We start from the raw sequence: 21,874 nt of genomic DNA, 5'->3' as shown, positions 1-21,874 counted from the left end.
TCTTCGCCGCCGGTGTGGCGGACGCCTCATGGGCGGCTCCGCGGGCGGCGTCGCCGCAGGTCACCGTCGGGCGGCGGGGAGGTGGCCGGCGGGGAGCAGCAAGGGCTTGCGGGAGTGTCGGGCGGGGAGCCGGAACCGATCGTGCCGGGGGGTGCGTCTAGGGGGTCGTGCAGCGTCAAGGCTCCATCGGCGGCAGCGCCGCGTTCCGTCTCCGTGCGACCGGGGTTGTCCTCCTGGCCGCACACCTCGTGTTCGTGGCCTGGGTCACGCTGCGCCCGCGGGACGTGCCCTGGGTGCTGCCGACCAATCTGCATCCGTTCGCCGGGATCCGTGCCGACCTGAGACTGGGCTGGCCCGAGGCGGCCCGGCGGATCGGCGGCGGGCTGGGGCTGCTGGCCCCGCTGGGTGTCCTGCTGCCGCTGGTGCACGGCCGGCTCCGGGTCTCGCCGCTCGCCTCGCTGATCCGTACGGTCGCGGCGGGCGCCCTGTTGTCGCTGGCGATCGAGCTGCTGCAGACCGGGGTGCCCGGGCAGGTCGTGGACGTGGACTCGCTGCTGCTGAACACCGTGGGGGTGGCGCTCGCGCATGCGGCGGTGGTGCCGGCGGCCCGGGTGTGGCTGCGCCGCAGGGGGGAGCGCCGGATGCCGGCGGCGGCCTTGCAGGAGGACGCGGCTCAGGGTCGGACCCCGAGGATTCCCAGGGTCGGCATCGCCCCGTAGGAGAAGGAATCTCGGGGTCGGGATGGCTCCGGAGAGTGACGCTTCGCGCTCTGCGGCTCCGTAGCGTGGAAGGCAGATGGGACGGCCGCAGGGGCCGCCTCTCTCCGACGCTCACGAAGGAGCCCCAGATGTCCAGCCTCGCCCGCCCCACCCACGGCCGCATGATCGGCGGAGTGTGCGCCGCGCTGGCCCGCCGCTTCGGCACCTCCGCGACCACCATGCGCGTGATCTTCCTGCTCTCCTGTCTGCTGCCGGGTCCGCAGTTCCTGCTCTACATAGCGCTGTGGATCATGTTCCCGTCGGAGGACAAGGCGCGCACGGCCTGGTGACCCGGATCCACACGCGGGTCCACATGCGGGTCCACCCCCGGATCACCGGGAGAACGCCGTCGGGGCGCGCCCGTCATGCACGGGTGCGCCCCGACGGCGTCATGGCGTGGCGGGGTTCAGCCGATCGGCAGCCCGTTCACCGGCAGCCCGTGGGTGGGCAGGCCCTGGACCGGAAGACCGCCGAGCAGCCCGGCGACCGGCTTGGTCGGGCCGTGGGCGAGCGCCTGCTCGGCGGCCGGCTGCACGGTGGCGAGGCCCGCGGCGAGCGCCGGCTGGGCCTGCGAGAGCTGGGCCTGCTCCAGGGCCTTGCCGGCGCCCGGCAGCGCCTTGGTGACGTTCGTGACGTTCTCCAAGGGCAGCGCACCGGTGACCGTCTCCAGCGCCTGCGAGGCGTCGGGGACGGCCGGGGCGGCTTGGGCGGCGCCCGCGCCGACGGCGGCGATGGCGGCACCGAGGGCGGCGACGCCGAGGGTCTTGGCAGCAGACTGCTTCATGAAAATGCGTCCTCGAATGGGATACGGGGAACCGATCGGTCCACGACCGTAAACACGGAAAGGGGGAGGCCGCAAACATCGAAATGCGGACGGGTTGTGAACATGCGCCCGCATTGCGCACCCGGGTAAACCGTGCGGTCAGTCCTCCGTGGCCAGGGAACCGCTGGTGGAGGCCGTCTGCTGGAACAGCCATTCGGACTTCAGCTCGGCATAGCCGGGCTTGATCACGTCATTGATCATGGCGAGACGTTCATCGAAAGGAATGAATGCTGACTTCATAGCATTGACCGAGAACCATTGCAGATCGTCGAGCGTGTAACCGAATGCGTCGACAAGATGCTCGAATTCCCGGCTCATGCTGGTGCCGGACATCAGCCGGTTGTCGGTGTTGACCGTGGTCCGGAAGTGCAGCCGCCGCAGCAGACCGATGGGGTGCTCGGCGTAGGAGGCGGCCGCGCCGGTCTGGAGGTTGGAGCTGGGGCACATCTCCAGCGGGATGCGCTTGTCGCGGACGTAGGAGGCGAGCCGGCCGAGTTTCACGCTTCCGTCGGCGGCGACCTCGATGTCGTCGATGATGCGGACGCCGTGTCCGAGCCGGTCGGCGCCGCACCACTGGAGGGCCTGCCAGATGGAGGGCAGCCCGAAGGCCTCGCCGGCGTGGATCGTGAAGTGGTTGTTCTCGCGCTTCAGATACTCGAAGGCGTCGAGGTGGCGGGTGGGCGGGAAGCCGGCCTCGGCGCCCGCGATGTCGAAGCCGACGACGCCGAGATCCCGGTGGCGGTTGGCGAGTTCGGCGATCTCCAGGGCGCGGGCGGCGTGCCGCATCGCCGTGAGCAGGGCGCCGACGCGGATGCGGCGGCCGTTCCGCCGGGCCGTCCGCTCGCCTTCCCGGAAGCCCTCGGTGACGGCCTCGACGACCTCTTCGAGGCTCAGTCCGGCCTCGAGGTGCTGCTCGGGGGCGTAGCGCACCTCGGCGTAGACGACACCGTCCTCGGCGAGGTCCTCGGCGCACTCCCGGGCGACCCGGAACAGTGCGTCGCGGGTCTGCATCACGCCGACGGTGTGCGAGAAGGTCTCCAGGTACCGTTCCAGGGAACCGGAGTCGGCGGCCTCCCGGAACCAGAGGCCGAGCTTGTCGGGGTCGTTCTCGGGGAGCCCGGCGTACCCGGTCTCCCGGGCGAGGTCGACGATCGTGCCGGGGCGCAGCCCGCCGTCGAGGTGGTCGTGCAGCAGAACTTTGGGCGCCCGCCGGATCTGGTCCGGGTTGGGGGTGATGCCCGCCTGGATGCTCTGGCTCGTCATTTTCGCACTCTAACTCCTACGCGCGTAGATCGCCTGCAGCACCCCGCCGCCGATACGCAATGGTGACCGCACGGACGGGTGGAGTACACCACTGCTTCTGACACTGTTCTGTCATGGCACAGCAACTGACGCCGGCTCGGACGGCCAGGCTGGGGAAGGCGCTCGGACCGGAGCCGATGGCGGTGAGCGGGGTGGTGCTGCTGCTCCCGGGCGGCGAGGAGGTGTCCGAGCGCAGACCGTCCCCGATGTGGGCGGCCGCCTCCGTGCGCGGCCTCGGGCGAAGACTCACCCGGGCCGGCCGGGAGGAAGGGCTGGTCACCCATGTCGTGCACTACCGCTACCGCGGCTGGAACGGCAGCGCGGCGCATCTCGCCGCGGACGCCGCCTGGGCGGTCGACGAGGTCGTACGGCGGTACGGGGACGTCTCGGTGTGCCTCGCCGGGATCGGGATGGGCGGCCGGGCCGCGCTCCGCGCCGGGGGGCATGAGGCCGTCAACTCCGTGCTGGCCCTCGCCCCTTGGCTGCCGCAGGAGGATGTGGCGGCGCCACCCGAACCGGTGAAGCAGTTGGTGGGGCGGCGGGTGATGGTGGTGCACGGGACGCATGACGACCGCAGCGACCCGGAGTTGTCGTTCCGGCTGGCGGCGCGGGCGAAGAAGGCGAACCGGGACGTGTGCCGGTTCGAGGTGCACGCGGACGGGCACGGGTTGCACCAGTACCGGGACGAAGTGCTGGCGCTGGCCGAGGACTTCGTGATGGGGGTGTTGTTCGGGAGGTCGTTTTCGCGGCCGGTGGAGGACGCGTTGGCGGCTCCGCCGCCGTTGGGGTTGCGGATGCCGTTGGCTGCGGGGTTCGGTTCTTCGTGGCGCCGGTGAGGTGAGGGGGCTGCGGATCGTTGCGGGGTGCGGGTGCGCGGGGGCTGGTCGCGCAGTTCCCCGCGCCCCTGGGTGGGCTGCCCCTAGGTCGGGAGCAAGTTGCCCCTTCTTGAGAGCAGGAACTTCTTGAAGGCTGCCACCGGTGGGGTGTCCGGGTGGCCGTCCAGCCAGGCGACGCCGATCTCGCGGACCGCCCTCGGGGCCGTGACCGTCAGTTCGACCACACCCGGGCGGGCCACCGCCGGTGGGGGCAGGAGGGCCACGCCCAGGCCCGCCGCCACCAGGCCCCGCAGGGTTTCCGCCTCCTCGCCCTCGAAGGCGATACGGGGGGTGAAGCCGGCCTCCTTGCAGAGGTCGTCGGTGATGCGGCGCATGCCGTAGTTGGGTTCGAGGGTGACGAAGGTTTCGTCGGCGGCCTCGGCGAGGCGGACGCGCCGGCGGGCGGCCAGGCGGTGGTCGGCGGGGACGACCAGGCGGAGCTTCTGTTCGTCCAGGCGGCGGGCGACCAGGTCGGGGGCGTCCGGGACCGGGGAGGTCAGACAGAGGTCGAGTTCGCCGGCCCGGAGGCGTTCGAGCATCGCCTCGCCGTAGTTCTGGACGAGGCTGAAGCGGACCCGGGGGTGGTCGGCGCGGAAGGCGTGGATCAGGCCGGGGACGGTCTCGGCGCCCATGGTGTGCAGGAAGCCGAAGGCGACCTTGCCGGTGGCGGCGTCGGCGTCGGCACGGACCTCCTCGGCGGCCTTCTCGATCTCCGCGAGGGCGCGTTCGACCGAGGCGAGGAAGGTGCGGCCGGCCGGGGTGAGGGAGACCGTGCGGCCACGGCGGGCGAAGAGGTCGACGCCCAGGTCCTGTTCGAGGCGGACCATCGCCCGGGACAGGGTCGACTGCGGGACCCGCATCTCCTGCGCGGCCCGGGTGACGTGCTCGGTACGGGCGACCCCGGCGAAGTGGGCGAGCCGGGGCGCCAGCAGCCTCGACATGTCCCTCATGTCTTCTGTGTCACTGAACGGTGACAGTTGAGCCTGTGACCTCTGCTGATGCACCATGGGAACGATTATGGCGAGTCCATGCATTGGACGGATGAACGGGGGCGTACGTAGTTTCGAGGCATGTCTCCCGCCAGTACCGGGGCGTCCACCGTCGTGGGCGCCGCCTCCTCCGTCCCCGTCGTCGACGACTCCCGCATGACCCCCGGTGGCCCCGGCTACCGCCGGATGAGCTTCGCGCTCTTCCTCGCCGGTGTGGCCACCTTCGCCCTGCTGTACTCCACGCAGGCGCTGCTCCCGCTGATCTCCGGCGACTTCGGGGTGGCGGCGAGCGAGGCGAGCTGGACCGTGGCGGCGGCGACCGGCGGACTGGCGCTGTTCGTGCTGCCGATGAGCGCCCTCTCCGAGCGCTACGGCCGCCGTACGGTGATGACGGCCTCGCTGGCGGTCGCGGTGACCGTGGGGCTACTGGTCCCCTTCGCTCCGTCGCTGGGCGCGCTGGTGGTGCTGCGGGCGGTCCAGGGCGCGGCACTGGCCGGACTTCCGGCGTCGGCGACCGCCTATCTGGCCGAGGAGGTGCGGCCGAGGGCCCTGGTCACGGCGATCGGGCTGTTCGTCGCGGGCAACAGCGTCGGCGGGATGAGCGGCCGGGTCATCACCGGCTGGGTCGCGCAGGAATGGGGCTGGCGGGTCGCCGTCGGGGTGATCGGTGTGCTGGCCGTGGGCTGCGCGATCGCGTTCCGGCTGCTGCTGCCGGCGCCGAAGCACTTCACGGCGGGCTCGCTGCGGCCCCGCGTCCTGGCCCGCACGGTCCGCGAGCACCTGGCGAACCCGCTGCTGTGCCGGCTGTACGCGATCGGCGCGCTGTTCATGACGGTCTTCGGCGGGGTGTACACGGTCGTCGGCTACCGGCTGACCGAGGCGCCCTTCTCGCTCCCGCAGGGCATCGTCGGCTCGATCTTCCTGGTGTACCTGGTCGGTACGGTGTCGGCGTCGACGGCGGGCCGGCTGGTGGGCCGGCTCGGGCGGCGCGGGGCCCTGTACCTGGCGGCCGGGACGACGGCGACGGGCCTGCTGCTGTCGCTGGCGGACTCGCTGCCGATGGTCCTGCTGGGCCTGGTCCTGATCACCGCGGGCTTCTTCGCGGGGCACGCGGTGGCGTCCTCGGCGGTCAGCAGGACGGCGACCACGGGCCGCGCCCAGGCCTCCGCCCTCTACCAGTCGGCGTACTACGTCGGCTCCAGCACCGGCTCCACGGTCGGCGCGATCGCCTTCCACTCCGGCGGCTGGGCCGGCACGGTCGGCGTGGGTGTCCTGGCGGTCCTCGGGGTCGTGACGATCACGGTGCTCGGGACGCGGGCGGCGCGGGTCGCCGCCCGGCGGGGTCCCGTGCCCACCCACTGAGGCCGCCCGTTCATGATGGAGTTCCGGGTCGACCGGGGGCGACCTGAAGACGGCGGCGCGGATCGAGACGGACGCCGAGGTGGTGCGGGGCAGTCCGGTGCCGGTCCTGGGGCGGCGGCTGCTGGACGTCTGCAAGGTGCTGCCCGACGGGCCGGTGCGCTGTGCGCTGGAGGGGGCGCGGTTCACGGTCGAGGCGGGCGGGACGAGCTTCGGGCTGTCGACCCTGCCGCGCGAGACGACACGCTCCCCTCGCTGACCGGTCCGCACCTGCGCCTGGACGGGGACGAGATGACCCTGTCGGCCTCCGACCGCTACCGGTACGCCGTACGGCTGCTGGAGGTGGCGCGGTCGCCGGCGCGGTGCGGGGAGGCACGGATCGGGCTCGACGGGGGCGGGTCGATCGGGTGCGAGGGCGGGCGGATACGGACCGTCCTGCGAAGGCTACCGGCGCGCTGTCCGGCGTGACGGGCACCGCGGACCGGGAACGGCGGGGAGTGGGTGCATGGCTCCGTTCGGTGACGCTACGGTTGCCGTCCCACGCGGGAGTCGCCCGAAGGCACAGATCCGGCTGCGCCGGTGGACCCGGTTGTACGGCGATGCCTGACCGCGTAGGTGCGGGGCGCCGTCAAGCCGCGCGGTGAACGCCGTCGGTGTACCACTACATCCTCTCCGACCTGCCTTTTCCTCACTCCGGAGGCTCTTGTCAGTGCGCCGCAGTATCGTCCGAACGACAAGGGCGCAAAGGCGCGTGACAGGAAAGCCACAGGGGTGGGTGGGCGAGGATGAGTGACGGGACGGCAGGCGCCGCGACGGTCGAGGATCTCGATGTCCGGCTGGAGCGGCACCGGGTGGAGCTGACCGGCTACTGCTATCGCATGCTCGGTTCCTCCTTCGAGGCCGAGGACGCGGTGCAGGACACGCTGGTGCGGGCCTGGCGGAGCTACGACCGGTTCGAGGGCCGCTCCAGCCTGCGCTCGTGGCTGTACCGGATCGCGACGAACGTCTGTCTGGACATGCTGACGGCGGGCAACAGGCGGGCCCGGCCGATGGACCTCTCGGAGTCGACGCCGCTCGCCCGGGCGGCCCTCTCGCCCCGTCCCGACCACACCTGGCTGGAGCCGATGCCGGACGCGCGGGTGCTGCCCACGGTGGAGGACCCGGCGGAGGCGGCGGTGGCCAAGGAGTCGGTGCGGCTGGCCTTCATGGCCGCGCTCCAGCAGCTGCCGCCCAAGCAGCGGGTGGTGCTGATCCTGCGCGAGGTGCTGGCATGGCGGGCGAGTGAGGTCGCCGAGCTGTTGGACACCACGGTCGCCTCGGTCAACAGCGCGTTGCAGCGGGCGCGGGCCACGCTGGCCGAGCGGGCCGAGGCGGGCGCGGAGGCGGCGGTGTCGGACCCGCTGGACGAGGAGCAGCAGAAGCTGCTGGAGCGCTATGTGGCGGCCTTCGAGGGCTACGACATGACCGCGCTGACGGCGTTGCTGCACGAGGACGCCATCATGACGATGCCGCCGTTCGACCTGTGGCTGACGGGCCACGACGACATCACGGGTTTCATGACGACGCTCGGCTCGGGCTGCGAGGGCTCGCGGCTGCTGCCGGTCCAGGTGAACGGGCTGCCGGGCTTCGCCCAGTACAAGCCGGACCCGGAGAAGGGGGGCTTCAGTCCCTGGGCGATCCAGGTCCTGGAGATCTCAGACGGCCGCCTCACCGGGTTCCACTTCTACCTCGACACCCAGCGCTGGTTCCCCCTCTTCGGCCTCCCCCTCCATCTGGAGGGCGAGTCCGACGAGGTCGAGCAGGGCGCGTAGGGCGGGATCGGGGCCGCGCAGCCGTATCCGCCCTCCGGCCCGGCGGGCGGCGAGCTGCAGCCGCGCCAGCAGGTCCACGGCGGCCAGCCCGGCCGCCCCGAGGCCGCTCACCTCACAGACGACGACCCCGCCACCACCGGCCGCCAGCAGGGCCCGTACGGCGTCGGCGAGCCCGGCCACCCGGTCGGGGGTGACAGGGCCGGTCAGGGCGAGTACGGGCGGTGTCCTGGGGTCCACGTGCGGTAGACCCCGGGGCGGGGTTCAACTCATCGGGCCCGGCCCTACTCGGAGGGAAACTCGCCGGTGTCGATGGTGACGCCGAAGGGGGCGGGGAGCACCAGGGGCTCGCCGAACTTGGCGACGGCCAGCGGGCGGTAGACATCGCCGTGCGGCTCGCCGTAGAGGGTCGCGGTGGGGCCTTCCGGACTCGGTCGAGGCGGGCGTGCCTCTCGGGAACCACCCCGACGACAAGTTCCGCCAGGCCGGCCGGAAGGTAGCTTTCCGCTTCGGTGCACTCCTGAGCCGGAGCGACCAGCAGGTCCGGGATGAACATGCCCAGCCTGGACGGAACCGCGATGGCCTGTGTCTGGAAGATCAGCCAGTTCGCCGGGATCACCTCGTAGAGGCGACGCTGTACCCGTTCGACCACGCCGTGGTGGACGCGCTGGGACAAGGGGGTCACCATGATCATGCCCTCGACGATCTCGACTCTGCAGCCCTTGGGTGCATCTGTCTGCTACCAGACCCAGAGCAGTTCGTCCCACTCGCTGTCAGCCATGACGTGGTCGCCGGTCAGCTCATCCATGGGCCCATGGAAGCAAGCCGAACGGGACCGGTGAGGATTCACCGATCCCGTTCACCCGAAGGAGAGATCCCCAGGTCAGGCGATTCGTTCCAGCACCACCGGTGACGCCGTGAACGCCGTACCGGCGGGGGCGATGTCGTAGGAGCCCGTCACCGCCTGGAGGGCGTAGTCGAAGCGCTCCGGGGTGTCGGTGTGCAGGGTCAGGAGGGGCTGGCCCGCGGTGACCGTGTCGCCGGGGCGGGCGTGGAGTTCGACGCCGGCGCCGGCCTGCACCGGGTCCTCCTTGCGGGCGCGGCCCGCGCCGAGGCGCCAGGCGGCGATGCCGATGTCGTAGGCGTCGAGGCGGGTGAGGACGCCGGAGGAGGGGGCCGTGACGACGTGCTGTTCGCGGGCCACCGGCAGGGCGGCGTCCGGGTCGCCGCCCTGGGCCGCGATCATGCGGCGCCAGACGTCCATCGCCGAGCCGTCGGCCAGCGCCTTCGCCGGGTCGGCGTCGCGCACGCCGGCCGCGTCCAGCATCTCGCGGGCCAGGGCGATGGTCAGCTCGACGACGTCCGCCGGGCCGCCGCCCGCGAGGACCTCGATCGACTCGCGGACCTCCAGGGCGTTGCCGGCGGTCAGGCCGAGCGGGGTGGACATGTCCGTCAGGAGGGCGACCGTCTTCACACCATGGTCGGTGCCGAGGCCGACCATCGTGGAGGCCAGCTCACGGGCGTCCTCGATCGTCTTCATGAAGGCGCCCGTGCCGACCTTCACGTCGAGGACCAGGGAGCCGGTGCCCTCGGCGATCTTCTTGGACATGATCGAGGAGGCGATCAGCGGGATCGCCTCGACGGTGCCGGTGACATCGCGCAGGGCGTACAGCTTCTTGTCGGCGGGGGCGAGGCCGTCGCCGGCCGCGCAGATCACGGCGCCGGTGCCGTCGAGGACGGAGAGCATCTCCTCGTTGGACAGCAGCGCGCGCCAGCCGGGGATGGACTCCAGCTTGTCCAGGGTGCCGCCGGTGTGGCCGAGACCGCGGCCGGAGAGCTGCGGGACGGCGGCGCCGCAGGCCGCGACCAGCGGGGCCAGCGGGAGGGTGATCTTGTCGCCGACGCCGCCGGTGGAGTGCTTGTCGGCGGTGGGGCGGGACAGGGAGGAGAAGTCCATCCGCTCGCCGGAGGCGATCATCGCGGCGGTCCAGCGGGCGATCTCGCGGCGGTTCATGCCGTTGAGCAGGATGGCCATCGCGAGCGACGACATCTGCTCGTCGGCGACCTCGCCGCGGGTGTACGCGTCGATGACCCAGTCGATCTGCTCGTCGCTGAGTTCGCCGCGGTCCCGCTTGGTGCGGATGACGGAGATGGCGTCCATGGCCATGGCGTGCGTTCCTTCCGAGGGTCCAGAAAGTGTGCGGCCCCCCTGAGGGCCTGTGTCACGGTGACAGCGATTCAGAGGGGCCGTACGGAGGTGCTTGCTTACTTGGTGAGATGGTCCGGGCCGAAGGCCTGGGGGAGCATCTCGGCGAGGGTCAGGATCCCGTCCGGTGTCTCCAGCAGGAGGTCCGCGCCGCCGAACTCGTACAGCAGCTGGCGGCAGCGGCCGCACGGGACCAGGATCTCGCCCTTGCCGTCCACGCAGGTGAAGTGCGTGAGCCGGCCGCCGCCGGTGTTCTGCAGCTCGGAGACCAGTCCGCACTCGGCGCACAGGCCGATCCCGTAGGAGGCGTTCTCGACGTTGCAGCCGGAGACGGTCCGGCCGTCGTCGACGAGGGCCGCCACGCCGACCGGGTAGCCGGAGTACGGGGCGTACGCCCGGGACATGGCGTCCCGGGCCACCGAACGCAGCTTCTCCCAGTCGACCGGGGTCACTTGCCCTGTCCCTTCCGGTACGGCAGTCCGTCCGCCTTCGGCATGCGCAGGCGCTGGGCGGACAGCGAGAGGACCAGCAGGGTGACGACGTACGGGGTGGCGGTGACGACCTGGTTGGGGACGTCGTCGGTGCTGACGTACCAGACGAACATCAGGGCCGAGATGGCGGCGGTGATGGCGGCCGGGACGTACTTCTTCTTCCAGGCCAGGTAGGCGACGCCGACGACCAGCAGGATCGCGATCAGCAGGATCAGCGCGTGGACGTTGGTCGCGCCGCCGCGCAGGTTGAGGCTGTCGGTGTAGCCGAAGAGCCCGGCGCCCAGGGCGAGGCCGCCCGGCATCCAGTTGCCGAAGATCATCGCGGCGAGACCGATGTAACCGCGGCCGGCGGTCTGGCCGTCGAGGTAGACGTTCGACGCGACGATCGACAGGAAGGCGCCGCCGAGGCCGGCGAAGCCGCCGGAGATGATCACGGCGATGTACTTGTACTTGTAGACGTTGACGCCGAGGGACTCGGCGGCGACCGGGTTCTCGCCGCAGGAGCGGAGCCTGAGGCCGAAGGAGGTGCGCCACAGCACGTACCAGGTGGCCGGAACGAGGGCGACGGCCACGACGGTGAGCGGCGAGAGGTTGGTGATCAGACCGCCGACCAGGCCGGCGAGGTCGGAGATCAGGAACCAGTGCTTGTCGTTGAGGGTCTCCAGCCAGCTGGAGAGGCCGGGGACGTCGAAGGTGCCGAGCGAGTCGATCGGCGGGGACTGCTTGGAGGAGCCCTGGGGGGCGTTCTCGAAGGTGAACTTCGACAGGTAGCGGGTGACGCCGAGGGCCAGGATGTTCAGGGCCACACCGGAGACGATGTGGTTGACCTTGAAGGTGACGGTGGCGATGGCGTGCAGGACGGCGCCGAGGGCGCCGCCGAGGATGCCGAAGACGACACCGGTCCACGGGCCCCACTGGTAGCCGGCCCAGGCGCCGAACCAGGTGCCGAGGATCATCATGCCCTCGAGGCCGATGTTGACGACGCCCGCCCGCTCGGCCCACAGACCGCCGAGGCCGGCGAGGCCGATCGGGACGGCGGCGCGCAGGGCGGTGGACATCTGGCCGGTGGACGTGATGCCGTCCGCGCCGGTGATCAGCCGGACGGCGGAGGTCAGGATCAGGACGCCCGCGATGACCAGCAGGAGGACGGGCAGCGACATCCGGCGGCCGCCCTTGCCGGGCTGCCCGGACTTCGGCTTCGCGATGGTCGCGGTGCTCATCAGACCGCCACCTCCTTCTTGGTGTTCGCGGCGGCGGCGAGTTCCTCACCGACGCGCTTCTGCTGGCGGCGCAGACCCCAGGTGCGGACGACCTCGTAGGAGATGACGACCGCGAAGACGATCAGGCCCTGCATGATCATCGCGATCTCCTTCTCGTACGGCTCGGGAGTCGCGTAGTCGAGGGCGGGGGACGCCTTGTCGAGGAAGGCCCACAGGAGGGCGGCGAGGGCGATGCCGCCGGGGTTGTTGCGGCCGAGCAGGGCGATACCGATGGCGGTGAAGCCGACGCCGGTCGGGAAGCTCAGGCTGTAGGTGTGGGCGTCGCCGAGCAGCAGCGGCAGACCGGCGAGGCCGGAGACCGCGCCGGAGACGATCATCACGGTGAGGATCATGCGCTTGGCGTCGACGCCGGAGGCGGCGGCGGCCGACTCGGACTCGCCGGTGGCGCGCAGGTCGAAGCCGAAGCGGGTGCGGTTGAGGACCAGCCAGTAGACGATGCCGAGGGCGACGGCGAGGAAGACCAGGCCGTAGATCTCGCCGACGTCGGCGCCCAGGTTGATGCCGGGGACCCAGCCGGACTCCTTCATGATGCCGGTGGTCTTGTTGTCGCCGACGAGCTGGCCGAAGACGTCGGGCAGCGTGAGGTAGGCGATGAGGCTGGTGGCGATCGCGTTGAGCATGATCGTCGCGACGACCTCGCTGACGCCCCGGGTGACCTTCAGGACGCCCGCGACACCGGCCCAGATGCCACCGGTGAAGGCGGCGACCAGCAGCAGCAGCGGGACCTGGAGGAAGGCCGGCAGGTCCATGTGGGCGCCGACCACGGCGGTCATCATCGCGGCGAGGCGGTACTGGCCGTCGACGCCGATGTTGAACAGGTTCATCCGGAAGCCGAGGGCGACCGCGAGCGCGGCGATGTAGTACAGCGACGCCTGGTTGATGATCAGGACCTGGACGTCGGAGTAGCCGGCCTGCTCCAGCATGAGCGTGTACGGCTCGATCGGGCTCTTGCCCGAGGCGATCAGCACGACCGAGGTCAGCAGGATCGCCGCGACGAGCGCCATGACCGGGCCGGCCACGGCGAGGAGCACGCGCTCCTTGTCGAACTTCTTCATCGGGCCTCGTCCTCCGGGGCGCTCGCTTCCTCGACGTGCTCAAGGTGTCCGGTGGCGGCACCCGTCATGGCCGAGCCCAGTTCTTCCGGTGTGATGGCGGCGGGGTCGGCGTCGGCGACCAGCCTGCCGTTGTAGATCACGCGCAGGGTGTCCGACAGGCCGATGAGCTCGTCCAGGTCGGCGGAGATCAGCAGCACGGCCAGGCCCTCGCGGCGGGCCTCGCGGATGCGGTCCCAGATCTGGGCCTGCGCGCCGACGTCCACACCGCGGGTGGGGTGGGCGGCGATCAGGAACTTCGGGTTGTGGCTCATCTCACGGCCGACGATCAGCTTCTGCTGGTTGCCGCCGGAGAGGGAGGCCGCGGTGACGTCGATGCCGGGGGTGCGGACGTCGAACTCCTCGACGATCCGGCGGGTGTCGGCCTGTGCGCCCTTGGGGTTCAGCCAGAAGCCCTTGGCGTTGGGGGTCTCGGTGACATGGCCGAGGATGCGGTTCTCCCAGAGGGGGGCCTCCAGGAGCAGGCCCTGGCGGTGGCGGTCCTCGGGGATGTAGCCGACGCCGGACTCGCGGCGCTTGCGGGTGGGCCAGGGGGTGATGTCCTCGCCGAGGAAGGCGATCGTGCCGGAGTCGGCGTTCTTGGTGCCGATCAGGGCGTCGATCAGCTCGGTCTGGCCGTTGCCCTCGACCCCGGCGATGCCCATGACCTCGCCGGCGTGGATGGTGAAGCTGACGTCGTCCAGGACGCGCTTGATCTCGCCGCCCTCGGGGGCCAGCGTGATGCCGCCGGTGGGCTCGGCCTCGGTGCCCATGGAGGCGCCGCCGCTGGCGAAGACGGTGAGGTTCGCGACCGTGAGGACGGGCTGGTCGGTGACCGTGGACTCGGCGGTCTCCGGGGTGGGCAGCTCGGAGCCGACCATCATCTCGGCGAGCTGGCGCGGGGTGGTCTTCGAGGGGACGGCGGTGCCGACGGTCGTGCCGCGCCGGATGACGGTGATCTCGTCGGCGACCGAGAGGACCTCGCCCAGCTTGTGGGAGATGAAGATGACGGAGAGGCCCTCGGCCTTGAGCTCGCGAAGGTTGGCGAAGAGCGCGTCGACCTCCTGCGGGACCAGGACGGCGGTCGGCTCGTCGAGGATGAGGGTGCGGGCGCCGCGGAAGAGGACCTTGAGGATCTCCACGCGCTGGCGGTCGGCGACACCGAGGTCCTCGACGAGGGCGTCGGGGCGCACCCCGAGGCCGTAGCGGTCGGAGATCTCCTTGATCTTCTTGCGGGCGGCGCCACCGATGCCGTGCAGCTTCTCGCTGCCGAGCACCACGTTCTCCAGGACGGTCAGGTTGTCGGCCAGCATGAAGTGCTGGTGGACCATGCCGATGCCGCGGGCGATGGCGTCGGCGGGGCTGGAGAAGCTCACCTGCTGTCCGTCGACGGCGATGGTGCCCTCGTCCGGCTTCTGCATGCCGTAGAGGATCTTCATCAGGGTCGACTTGCCGGCGCCGTTCTCCCCGACCAGGGCGTGCACGGTGCCCTTGCGGACGGTCAGGTGGATGTCGTGGTTGGCGACGACACCGGGGAAGCGCTTGGTGATCCCCGCCAGCTCTACCGCGATCGTCGACTGTGCGGTGAGCGGAGGGCTGCTGGACGCGTCGATGGCGCACTCTCCTTGGGAAAGGGGCCGCTCTACGCGCGTAGCGCCCCTGCTTTAAATAGTGCCCGGATCCGATCGCTCTTTTTCGGTCACGATCCGTTCCGAGCATTCTGCCGCGCGAACGGGGCACAGGTAGGCGATCCTCTCTGTGCCCCGTTCCGTGGCTGTAACGCTGTCATCACAGCGTTCTGTTGGCCAATGCCTCTGGCCGGTTCAGTTCCGCGGATCAGGAGGTCTTGACGGTGATGCTGCCGTCCTTGATGCCCTCTTCGGCCTTCTTGATCGCGGCCTGGATGTCGGCGTTGTCGGCGAAGGTGGGGTTGGAGTTCGACACGCTCACGCCGCCGTTCTCCAGGCTGCCGCGGACGACGCCCGTCTCCGGCTTGCCGTCCTCGACCGACTTGGCCAGCGTGTAGACCGCGCCCTGGACGTTCTTCATGGCGGAGGTCAGGATCGAGTCCTTGTACGCCTTGAGCGCGTCCTGCTTGTACTGGTCGGAGTCGACGCCGATCGCCCAGATCTTGTTGGCGTTGGCGGCCTTGATGACGCCCTGGCCGGACAGACCCGCGGCGGCGTAGATGACGTCCGCGCCCGCGTCGATCTGGCCCTCGGCGGCGCTCTCACCCTTGTCGGGGCTGGAGAAGCCGCCCTCGGCGGCGGTCTCGGTCAGGTACTGCGACTTGACCGTGACGCCCTTCTTGGTGTCCTCGACGCCCTGCTTGAAGCCGGCCTCGAACTTGTGGATCAGCGGCACGTCCACACCGCCGATGAAGCCCACGACGTTCGACTTGGTGGCCTTGGCGGCCGCGACACCGGCGAGGTAGGAGGCCTGCTCCTCGTGGAAGACGAGGTCGGCGACGTTGTCGGCCTTGATCTGCTCGTCGTCGACGATGCCGAAGGTGGTCTTCGGGAACTTGGCCGCGGCCTCCTTGACGGCGGGCGCGTAGGCGAAGCCGACGCCGATGACCGGGTTGTAGCCCTGCTTGGCGAGGTTCTCCAGGCGCTGCACCTTGTCCGCGTCGGACTCGCCGTCCTGCGGCTCGACCGCGGTGGACTTGTAGCCGAACTCCTTGTCGGCCTGGTCCAGGCCGGCGGTGGCGGCGTCGTTGAAGGACTGGTCGCCCTTGCCGCCGACGTCGTACGCGAGCGCGAGACCCAGGTTGTTCTTGCTGCTCTCGGACGAGGAGGACGACGAGGACGAGCTTCCACAGGCGGAAACGGTCACGGCGAGAGCTGCGGTGGCAACACCCGCAACGGCGATTCGGGACACCCGGCGCATGGAACGAGACTCCTTTGTGCAAGCGCCCAAACCAGGCGCTGGTTCCGCCGCAGCGTAACGCGCGTAGACCGGGAGGAAAAACCCTTCTGTCCGCTCCGTTATCGAGCTGTGGCCACAGTTGTAGTCCAGGTTACGTACAGCAGAACGCCCCCTGCGGGAGGCAAGGGGCGCTTGGGCTGCAAGGACGCCCGGAAGGGCGTAGAGACGGGCGGGGCCGGTGTGACAACGGCCCCGCCGGGGCGTTACTTGGTGTTGACCGTGACCTTGCCGTCGATGATGTCCTGCTTGGCCTTGTCCACGGCGGTGACGACGTCCGTCATCGCCTTGTACTTGGGGTTGGAGTCGGCGAATCCGACCCCGTCGTTGGAGAGGCTGCCGCGGACCACGCCGGAGAGCGGCTTGCCCTCGTAGACGGACTTCACGAGGTCGTAGACAGCGCCGCCGACGTTCTTCAGCGCCGAGCCGAGGATGTAGTCCTTGTACTTGGCGAGCGCGCTCTGGCTGTACTGGTCGGAGTCGACGCCGATGACCCAGATCTTCTTGGCGGCGCCCTCGCTGATCACGCCCTGACCGGACAGACCGGCCGCGGCGTACAGGACGTCGGCGCCCGCCTCGATCTGGCCGCTCGCCGCGTCCTTGCCCTTGTCGGGGCTGGAGAAGCCGCCCTCCTGGGGGGTCTCCGTGAGGTACTGCGACTCGATCTTGATGCTCGGGTTGACCGACTTGGCGCCCTGGACGTAACCGGCCTCGAACTTGTGGATCAGCGGGATGTCCACGCCGCCGATGAAGCCGATGTGCGCCTTCTTGGAGGCCTTGGCGGCGGCGACGCCGGCCAGGTAGGACGCCTGCTCCTCGTGGAAGACCATGTCGGCGACGTTCTTCGAGGTGACGCTCTCGTCGTCGATGATCCCGAAGGTGGTGTTCGGGAACTTGGCGGCGACCTCCTTGACGGCCGGCCCGTAGACGAAGCCGACGCCGATCACCGGGTTGTAGCCGGCCTGCGCCAGCTGGGTGAGCCGCTGGATCTTGTCCGCGTCGGTCTCGTTGTCCTGCGGCTCGACGTCGCGGCCGCTGAGGCCGAACTCCTTCTCGGCCTTCTGCAGACCGGCGTAGGCGGCGTCGTTGAAGGACTGGTCGCCCTTGCCGCCGATGTCGTACGCGAGACCGATGCCCTTGCCCGAGTACTTCCCGGACGACGACGAGGCCGAGTCGCTCGTCTTGGAACCGGTGCTGGACTCACCGCAGCCGGTGGCCGCGAGCGCGATGACCGCGACGGCCACCGCTGCCTGGGAAAATCTGCTCCTCCGAGATGTCAGACGCACAGCAAGCACCCTTTCGCAATCCCCACGGCGCCGTGACCGGCCCGCTTTCCCCTTGGTGGCGCCGTTCCGGGGGGCTCCCCAACAAGCCGTACCGGGTGGCGATTTCGGCGACAGTAACGCGCGTAGAAGGGGAGGGGAACGGGGTTGCTCGCTCCCGTTATCGATTCGTGCCGACCTTGGGTTGCAAGCGCGTCCTCGGGGTTACAAGCGGGTGACACAAGGGGACGAAGAGGATCCTTTCGGTCACCCCCTCGTCCCCCCGCGCTCCGGTGGCTCTTCCGTTGGCTCTTCCGTGCCGCTGTCAGGCGTCCCGTGTCGCCGCGTCCAGCAGGGCGGCGGCCGTGAACAGCTCCACGCCCACCGTGATCGCGTACTCGTCGGCGTCGAAGTCGCCCTGGTGCAGATCGCGGACCGTGCGCTCGCCGGGCGGCCGCACGCCGAGCCGGGCCATCGCGCCCGGCACCCGCTCCAGGTACCAGGAGAAGTCCTCGCCGCCGAGGCTCTGCTCGGTGCTCTCCACGGAGTCCTCGCCGCGCCGGGCGACCATCGCCTCGCGCAGCAGGCCGGCGACCTCGCCGTCGTTGACGACGGGCGGGACGCCCCGGACGTAGTTGATCTCGGACTTGGCGCGGTGCAGGTTGGCGACCTCGTCGATCGCCGCGACGACGATGTCCGGGGCCTGCCGCCAGGCCTCGATGTCCAGGCAGCGCACGGTGCCGGACAGCTCGGCGTGCTGCGGGATCACGTTCGGGGCGTGGCCGCTCTCGATCCGGCCCCAGGTGACCGCGAGGCCCGCCCGGGTGTCGACCCGGCGCGCGACCAGCGCGGGCACGTCGGTGACGACCCGGGCGGCGGCGGTGACCAGGTCGGTGGTGAGGTGGGGACGGGCGGTGTGGCCGCCGGGGCCGTCCAGGGTGATCTCCAGCCGGTCGCAGGCGGAGGTGATGGCGCCCTCGCGCAGCCCGATCACGCCCGCGTCGACGCGCGGGTCGCAGTGCACGGCGATGATCCGGCCGACGCCGTCCAGCGCGCCGCACTCGATGGCGTCGGCGGCGCCGCCGGGCAGCACCTCCTCGGCGGGCTGGAAGATCAGCCGCACGGGGCGCGGGAGGCGGCCCTGCTTGTGCAGCTCGGCGAGCACGAGACCGGCGCCGAGGACGACGGTGGTGTGCACGTCATGGCCGCAGGCGTGGGCGCGGTCGGGGACCGTGGAGCGGTACGCGCACTCGGTCTTGGTGTCCGGGATGGGCAGCGCGTCGATGTCGGCGCGCATGGCGAAGATGGGCACGCCGGACACCGGCTCCCCCTCCTCGACCCCGATGTCACAGATGAGGCCCGTTCCGATGGTGAGGACGCGCGGCTTGAGGCCTGCCTTCTCCAGGCGGGCCTTGATCGCGGCGGTCGTACGGAACTCCTGGTTGCCCAGCTCCGGGTGCATGTGCATGTCGCGCCGGAAGGCGACCAGCTCCGCACGGAGGGCTTCGGGCAGCGTGCCGGGCAGGGCGGCGCGCTGCGCAGGATCGGCCTCGGACTCTCGGGACATCAGTTGCTTCACCCTCTGAAGGGTAGGACGCCGAAGCGGTCAACTGACCCGATCAACAAAATTTCAACCTGTTGGAGGAAGAAAAGTTGGCCGCGCGACGCATGGTTGCCTTAGAGGGTGGGTAAACTCGCCAGATTTTCGTCTGGCGCCGTCCCTCTTCCTGACCTCACCCATACCATGAGGTGCGGGTGAGGCGCCTGCTGTGTCCACGTTCCGGAACCGTTCATCGGACGTTCGTACGGGCCGTCGCGCGCGCCGGTAGTGTGCGCGGCCATGACCGACCTGGACGTCGACTTCCTGCACGCCGCCCGCGCCTCCTACGACGCGATAGCCGAGCCCTACACCGAGGAGTTCGCGGACGGGCTGGGGCACCGGCACCTGGACAGAGCGCTGCTCACCGGCTTCGCGGACCTGGTGAAGGAGCGCGGGGGCGGTGAGCCGGTGGCGGACGTCGGCAGCGGGCCCGGGTACGTGACCCGGCGGCTGGACGCGCTCGGGCTGTCGGTGTTCGGGGTGGACATCTCGCCGCGCATGGTGGCGCTGGCCTCGCGGGCGCATCCGCATCTGCGGTTCCACGTGGGCTCGATGACCGGGCTGGACCTGCCGGACCGCTCGCTCGCCGGGCTGGTGGCGCTGTACTCCGTGATCCACGTACCGGACGGTGAACTCCCCTCGGTGCTGCGGGAGTTCCGCCGCGTCCTGGTTCCCGGCGGACACCTTCTGCTCGCCTTCCAGACCGGCCGGGGCGAGAGGATGCACATCACGGAACGCTTCGGCCACGAGATCTCCCTGCGGTACTGGCTGCGGGATCCGGAGGTGGTGGCGGGGTTGCTGGAGGAGGCCGGGTTCGCGGTGCTGGCCCGGGCGGTACTGGCCCCGGAGGAAGGACGCGTGCATCCGCGGGCGTGGCTCCTGGCTCAGGTACCCGGCGTGTAGCGGGCCGGGGGTGCCCCAGCGGCACGACCGCCCGCAGCCACGGCAGGATCCGACTGGCGCCGACCGGTCCTGCCTAGGGGCGCGGGGAACTGCGCGACCAGCCCCCACCGGCCCGCAGCCGAGCGACGGCCTACGGCATCACCGCCGCCAACCGGTGCACATCCCGCGCCGTCCCCGTCACCCCCGACAGGAAGCCCTGCGCCCGGGGTGACGCGTGTTCCGTGAGCCATGTGGGGTCGATGTCGCAGACCGCCACGCGGACATCCGTGCCGGAGAGCGCCAGCGGCAGGGTGTGGACGACGGTGGACGGGAAGCTGAGGACCGTACGGCCGATCGGGCCACGGCGGGCGATCAGTTCGAGGGGGAGGTCGGGGCGGACCACCTCCAGGCCCGTCTCCACGGCCAGCCGGTGGAGTTTGTCGGCGCTCTCGCGGCGGTGGGCGAAGTAGCGGGCCGCGCCATGGGCCCTGGCGAGGCCCTGGACGGCCTCCAGATAGCGGTCGGCGTCCACCACACCGGTCTCGACCAGGGAGGTACCGACCATGTCCGCGCCTTTCGTGACGCGCGGCGGCCCGAAGCGGGCCCGGGTCCAGGTGAAGGTGTTGGCGGTGACGGTGACGCCCTCGGGGGTCTCCTGGACCGGCATCGCGGAGAAGACCTCGACCCGGGTGCCGGCCGACGGGGTGAGCCGGCGGCGGGCCGAGGAGGACACCGGGGCGAAGAGCAGGTCGCGGGGGCCGGGCCGGCCGCCCTTGCGGTGCCAGCGTACGAGGCGTTCGCCGCGGGCCAGCTGGCCGACGAACTCCATGGTCGCGGTGCCGTCGTCGACCACGACCAGCTCGGTGGCCCTGGTGATGGAGAGAAGGAGCTGGACGTACCGGGAGAACGGGTCGCCCATGACGACCCGCCGGGCACGGCGCAGCAGCGGGGCGAGCCCGCCGATCGTGCGGAAGGGGGCCGTGGTCCCGCCGCGGGCCTCCTCCCAGCGGACCGCGTGGCCCTCGTCGCGGGCCAGCTCGGCCATGCGCCGCAGCTGGCCGCGGGTCATCGGGTCGGTCGGGGACAGGACGACGAGGGTGAGCTCCGCGCCGGACTCCTCCCGGGCGTGCGGCGGGGGCTGGGTGTGCGCCCACTCCAGCACGTTCAGGAGCTGCACCGGGCTCTCGACGAAGGCGAGGGTGTGGGGGGTGATGCCGGTGCCGATGCCGGCGCGGGGGCTCAACGGCTCATCCTCGTAGGACCGTCCCGTAGTGGTGGGTGGATCAGACCGCGACCGGCTCGCCCGCCGCCGCGGCGATCTCCGCCTCCGCGACGACACCGCTGACGCGGCGGAGCTTCTTCATGGGGCCGAGCTCGGAGTCGTAGACCTTCTTGACGCCGTCGCCGAGGGAGGCCTCGATGGTGCGGATGTCACGGACGAGACGCGTGAGGCCCTGGGGCTCGACGGAGGCGGCCTGGTCGGAGCCCCACATCGCGCGGTCGAGGGTGATGTGGCGCTCGACGAAGACGGCGCCGAGGGCGACCGCGGCCAGCGTGGTCTGCAGGCCGGTCTCGTGGCCGGAGTAGCCGATCGGGACGTTCGGGTACTCCTTCTCCAGCGTGTTGATCACGCGGAGGTTGAGCTCCTCGGCCTTGGCCGGGTAGGTCGAGGTGGCGTGGCACATGACGATGTTGTCGCTGCCGAGGATCTCGACGGCGTGGCGGATCTGCCTCGGGGTCGACATGCCGGTGGAGAGGATGACCGCGCGGTTGGTGGCGCGCAGGGCGCGCAGCAGCTCGTCGTCGGTGAGGGAGGCGGAGGCCACCTTGTGGGCGGGGACGTCGAACTTCTCCAGGAAGGCGACGGCCTCGGTGTCCCACGGGGAGGCGAACCAGTCGATCCCCTTCTCCTTGCAGTGCTCGTCGATCTGGCGGTACTCGTCCTCGCCGAACTCCACGCGGTGGCGGTAGTCGATGTACGTCATCCGGCCCCAGGGGGTGTCGCGCTCGATGTCCCACTGGTCGCGCGGGGTGCAGATCTCGGGGGTGCGCTTCTGGAACTTGACGGCGTCGCAGCCGGCCTCGGCGGCCACGTCGATCAGCTTGAAGGCGTTCTCGAGGTCGCCGTTGTGGTTGATGCCGATCTCGCCGCAGATGTAGACCGGGCGGCCGGGGCCGACCTCGCGGGAACCGAAGGCGCGCAGACGGGAGTTGGTGCTCATG

Annotated in this window: 22 protein-coding genes; 8 read left to right on the top strand and 14 right to left on the bottom strand. The window is 70.8% G+C overall.

Annotation, left to right across the window (positions count from 1 at the left end; all coding sequences use genetic code 11):
* Positions 1 to 167: 167 nt before the first annotated feature.
* On the top strand, positions 168 to 719 hold the full coding sequence (locus tag ACYQ8Q_RS28910) for a VanZ family protein (protein ID WP_460068788.1): 552 nt from the start codon (positions 168 to 170) through the stop codon (positions 717 to 719).
* Between the two features lie 128 nt (positions 720 to 847).
* Entirely contained in the window at positions 848 to 1,048 is a 201-nt protein-coding gene (locus tag ACYQ8Q_RS28905) for a PspC domain-containing protein (RefSeq protein ID WP_460068787.1), read from the top strand.
* Positions 1,049 to 1,164: 116 nt separating this feature from the next.
* On the opposite strand, the gene ACYQ8Q_RS28900 is transcribed toward ACYQ8Q_RS28905, so the two are convergent.
* The gene (locus ACYQ8Q_RS28900) at positions 1,165 to 1,542 is read right to left on the bottom strand and encodes an ATP-binding protein (RefSeq protein ID WP_460068786.1); all 378 of its coding nucleotides are present in this window, start codon (positions 1,540 to 1,542) and stop codon (positions 1,165 to 1,167) included.
* Between the two features lie 138 nt (positions 1,543 to 1,680).
* Entirely contained in the window at positions 1,681 to 2,844 is a 1,164-nt protein-coding gene (locus ACYQ8Q_RS28895; RefSeq protein WP_460068785.1) for an adenosine deaminase, read from the bottom strand.
* 113 nt (positions 2,845 to 2,957) lie between these two features.
* Here ACYQ8Q_RS28895 and ACYQ8Q_RS28890 point away from each other — a divergent pair, with 113 nt between their 5' ends.
* Positions 2,958 to 3,719 carry an alpha/beta hydrolase gene (locus ACYQ8Q_RS28890; RefSeq protein WP_460068784.1) on the top strand — a complete coding sequence of 254 codons (762 nt, stop codon included), beginning with the start codon at positions 2,958 to 2,960 and terminating at the stop codon, positions 3,717 to 3,719.
* A gap of 83 nt (positions 3,720 to 3,802) precedes the next feature.
* On the opposite strand, the gene ACYQ8Q_RS28885 is transcribed toward ACYQ8Q_RS28890, so the two are convergent.
* Positions 3,803 to 4,765 carry a LysR family transcriptional regulator gene (locus ACYQ8Q_RS28885; RefSeq protein WP_460068783.1) on the bottom strand — a complete coding sequence of 321 codons (963 nt, stop codon included), beginning with the start codon at positions 4,763 to 4,765 and terminating at the stop codon, positions 3,803 to 3,805.
* A 63-nt stretch (positions 4,766 to 4,828) separates the two neighbouring features.
* Between ACYQ8Q_RS28885 and ACYQ8Q_RS28880 the strand changes: the two genes are divergently transcribed.
* The 4 genes from ACYQ8Q_RS28880 to ACYQ8Q_RS28865 all read left to right on the top strand — a co-directional run bounded on the left by ACYQ8Q_RS28880 (position 4,829) and on the right by ACYQ8Q_RS28865 (position 7,917).
* Positions 4,829 to 6,109 carry an MFS transporter gene (locus tag ACYQ8Q_RS28880; protein ID WP_460068782.1) on the top strand — a complete coding sequence of 427 codons (1,281 nt, stop codon included), beginning with the start codon at positions 4,829 to 4,831 and terminating at the stop codon, positions 6,107 to 6,109.
* A gap of 79 nt (positions 6,110 to 6,188) precedes the next feature.
* Positions 6,189 to 6,365 carry a hypothetical protein gene (locus ACYQ8Q_RS28875; RefSeq protein WP_460068781.1) on the top strand — a complete coding sequence of 59 codons (177 nt, stop codon included), beginning with the start codon at positions 6,189 to 6,191 and terminating at the stop codon, positions 6,363 to 6,365.
* 32 nt (positions 6,366 to 6,397) lie between these two features.
* Complete coding sequence (locus ACYQ8Q_RS28870; RefSeq protein WP_460068780.1) at positions 6,398 to 6,574, top strand: hypothetical protein; 177 nt, start codon at positions 6,398 to 6,400, stop codon at positions 6,572 to 6,574.
* 317 nt (positions 6,575 to 6,891) lie between these two features.
* Positions 6,892 to 7,917, top strand: coding sequence for a sigma-70 family RNA polymerase sigma factor (locus ACYQ8Q_RS28865; protein WP_460068779.1), 1,026 nt, complete (start codon positions 6,892 to 6,894; stop codon positions 7,915 to 7,917).
* On the opposite strand, the gene ACYQ8Q_RS28860 is transcribed toward ACYQ8Q_RS28865, so the two are convergent.
* From ACYQ8Q_RS28860 to ACYQ8Q_RS28820, 9 genes are all read right to left on the bottom strand, one after another.
* Positions 7,801 to 8,154 carry an STAS domain-containing protein gene (locus tag ACYQ8Q_RS28860; protein ID WP_460068778.1) on the bottom strand — a complete coding sequence of 118 codons (354 nt, stop codon included), beginning with the start codon at positions 8,152 to 8,154 and terminating at the stop codon, positions 7,801 to 7,803. The two genes, ACYQ8Q_RS28865 and ACYQ8Q_RS28860, sit on opposite strands and share 117 nt — an antisense overlap.
* 643 nt (positions 8,155 to 8,797) lie before the next feature.
* Entirely contained in the window at positions 8,798 to 10,081 is a 1,284-nt protein-coding gene (locus tag ACYQ8Q_RS28855; RefSeq protein WP_460068777.1) for a thymidine phosphorylase, read from the bottom strand.
* Positions 10,082 to 10,179: 98 nt separating this feature from the next.
* Entirely contained in the window at positions 10,180 to 10,572 is a 393-nt protein-coding gene (locus tag ACYQ8Q_RS28850) for a cytidine deaminase (protein WP_460068776.1), read from the bottom strand.
* Positions 10,569 to 11,831, bottom strand: coding sequence for an ABC transporter permease (locus ACYQ8Q_RS28845; protein WP_460068774.1), 1,263 nt, complete (start codon positions 11,829 to 11,831; stop codon positions 10,569 to 10,571). The genes ACYQ8Q_RS28850 and ACYQ8Q_RS28845 overlap by 4 nt, the downstream gene beginning before the upstream one ends.
* Positions 11,831 to 12,946: an ABC transporter permease gene (locus ACYQ8Q_RS28840; RefSeq protein ID WP_460068773.1), complete on the bottom strand. Its 1,116-nt coding sequence runs from the start codon at positions 12,944 to 12,946 to the stop codon at positions 11,831 to 11,833. Before ACYQ8Q_RS28840 ends, ACYQ8Q_RS28845 begins: the two co-directional genes overlap by 1 nt.
* Complete coding sequence (locus tag ACYQ8Q_RS28835) at positions 12,943 to 14,595, bottom strand: ABC transporter ATP-binding protein (protein WP_460073529.1); 1,653 nt, start codon at positions 14,593 to 14,595, stop codon at positions 12,943 to 12,945. Before ACYQ8Q_RS28835 ends, ACYQ8Q_RS28840 begins: the two co-directional genes overlap by 4 nt.
* Before the next feature lie 223 nt (positions 14,596 to 14,818).
* Positions 14,819 to 15,871, bottom strand: coding sequence for a BMP family lipoprotein (locus tag ACYQ8Q_RS28830; protein WP_460068772.1), 1,053 nt, complete (start codon positions 15,869 to 15,871; stop codon positions 14,819 to 14,821).
* 242 nt (positions 15,872 to 16,113) lie between these two features.
* On the bottom strand, positions 16,114 to 17,151 hold the full coding sequence (locus ACYQ8Q_RS28825) for a BMP family lipoprotein (RefSeq protein WP_460068771.1): 1,038 nt from the start codon (positions 17,149 to 17,151) through the stop codon (positions 16,114 to 16,116).
* Positions 17,152 to 17,494: 343 nt separating this feature from the next.
* Positions 17,495 to 18,736: an amidohydrolase gene (locus tag ACYQ8Q_RS28820; protein ID WP_460068770.1), complete on the bottom strand. Its 1,242-nt coding sequence runs from the start codon at positions 18,734 to 18,736 to the stop codon at positions 17,495 to 17,497.
* A 273-nt stretch (positions 18,737 to 19,009) separates the two neighbouring features.
* Here ACYQ8Q_RS28820 and ACYQ8Q_RS28815 point away from each other — a divergent pair, with 273 nt between their 5' ends.
* Complete coding sequence (locus ACYQ8Q_RS28815; protein WP_460068769.1) at positions 19,010 to 19,672, top strand: class I SAM-dependent DNA methyltransferase; 663 nt, start codon at positions 19,010 to 19,012, stop codon at positions 19,670 to 19,672.
* 130 nt (positions 19,673 to 19,802) lie between these two features.
* Here the strand turns inward: ACYQ8Q_RS28815 and ACYQ8Q_RS28810 are convergent, their stop codons facing one another.
* On the bottom strand, positions 19,803 to 20,894 hold the full coding sequence (locus ACYQ8Q_RS28810) for a hypothetical protein (RefSeq protein WP_460068768.1): 1,092 nt from the start codon (positions 20,892 to 20,894) through the stop codon (positions 19,803 to 19,805).
* 40 nt (positions 20,895 to 20,934) lie between these two features.
* Entirely contained in the window at positions 20,935 to 21,873 is a 939-nt protein-coding gene (locus ACYQ8Q_RS28805; RefSeq protein ID WP_460068766.1) for an N-acetylneuraminate synthase family protein, read from the bottom strand.
* Position 21,874 lies beyond the last annotated feature (1 nt).

It is taken from the genome of Streptomyces sp. YKOK-I1 (assembly GCF_054660435.1).
Note: the sequence above shows the minus strand (reverse complement) of the source record. Positions and strands in the feature narration are given on the sequence as shown.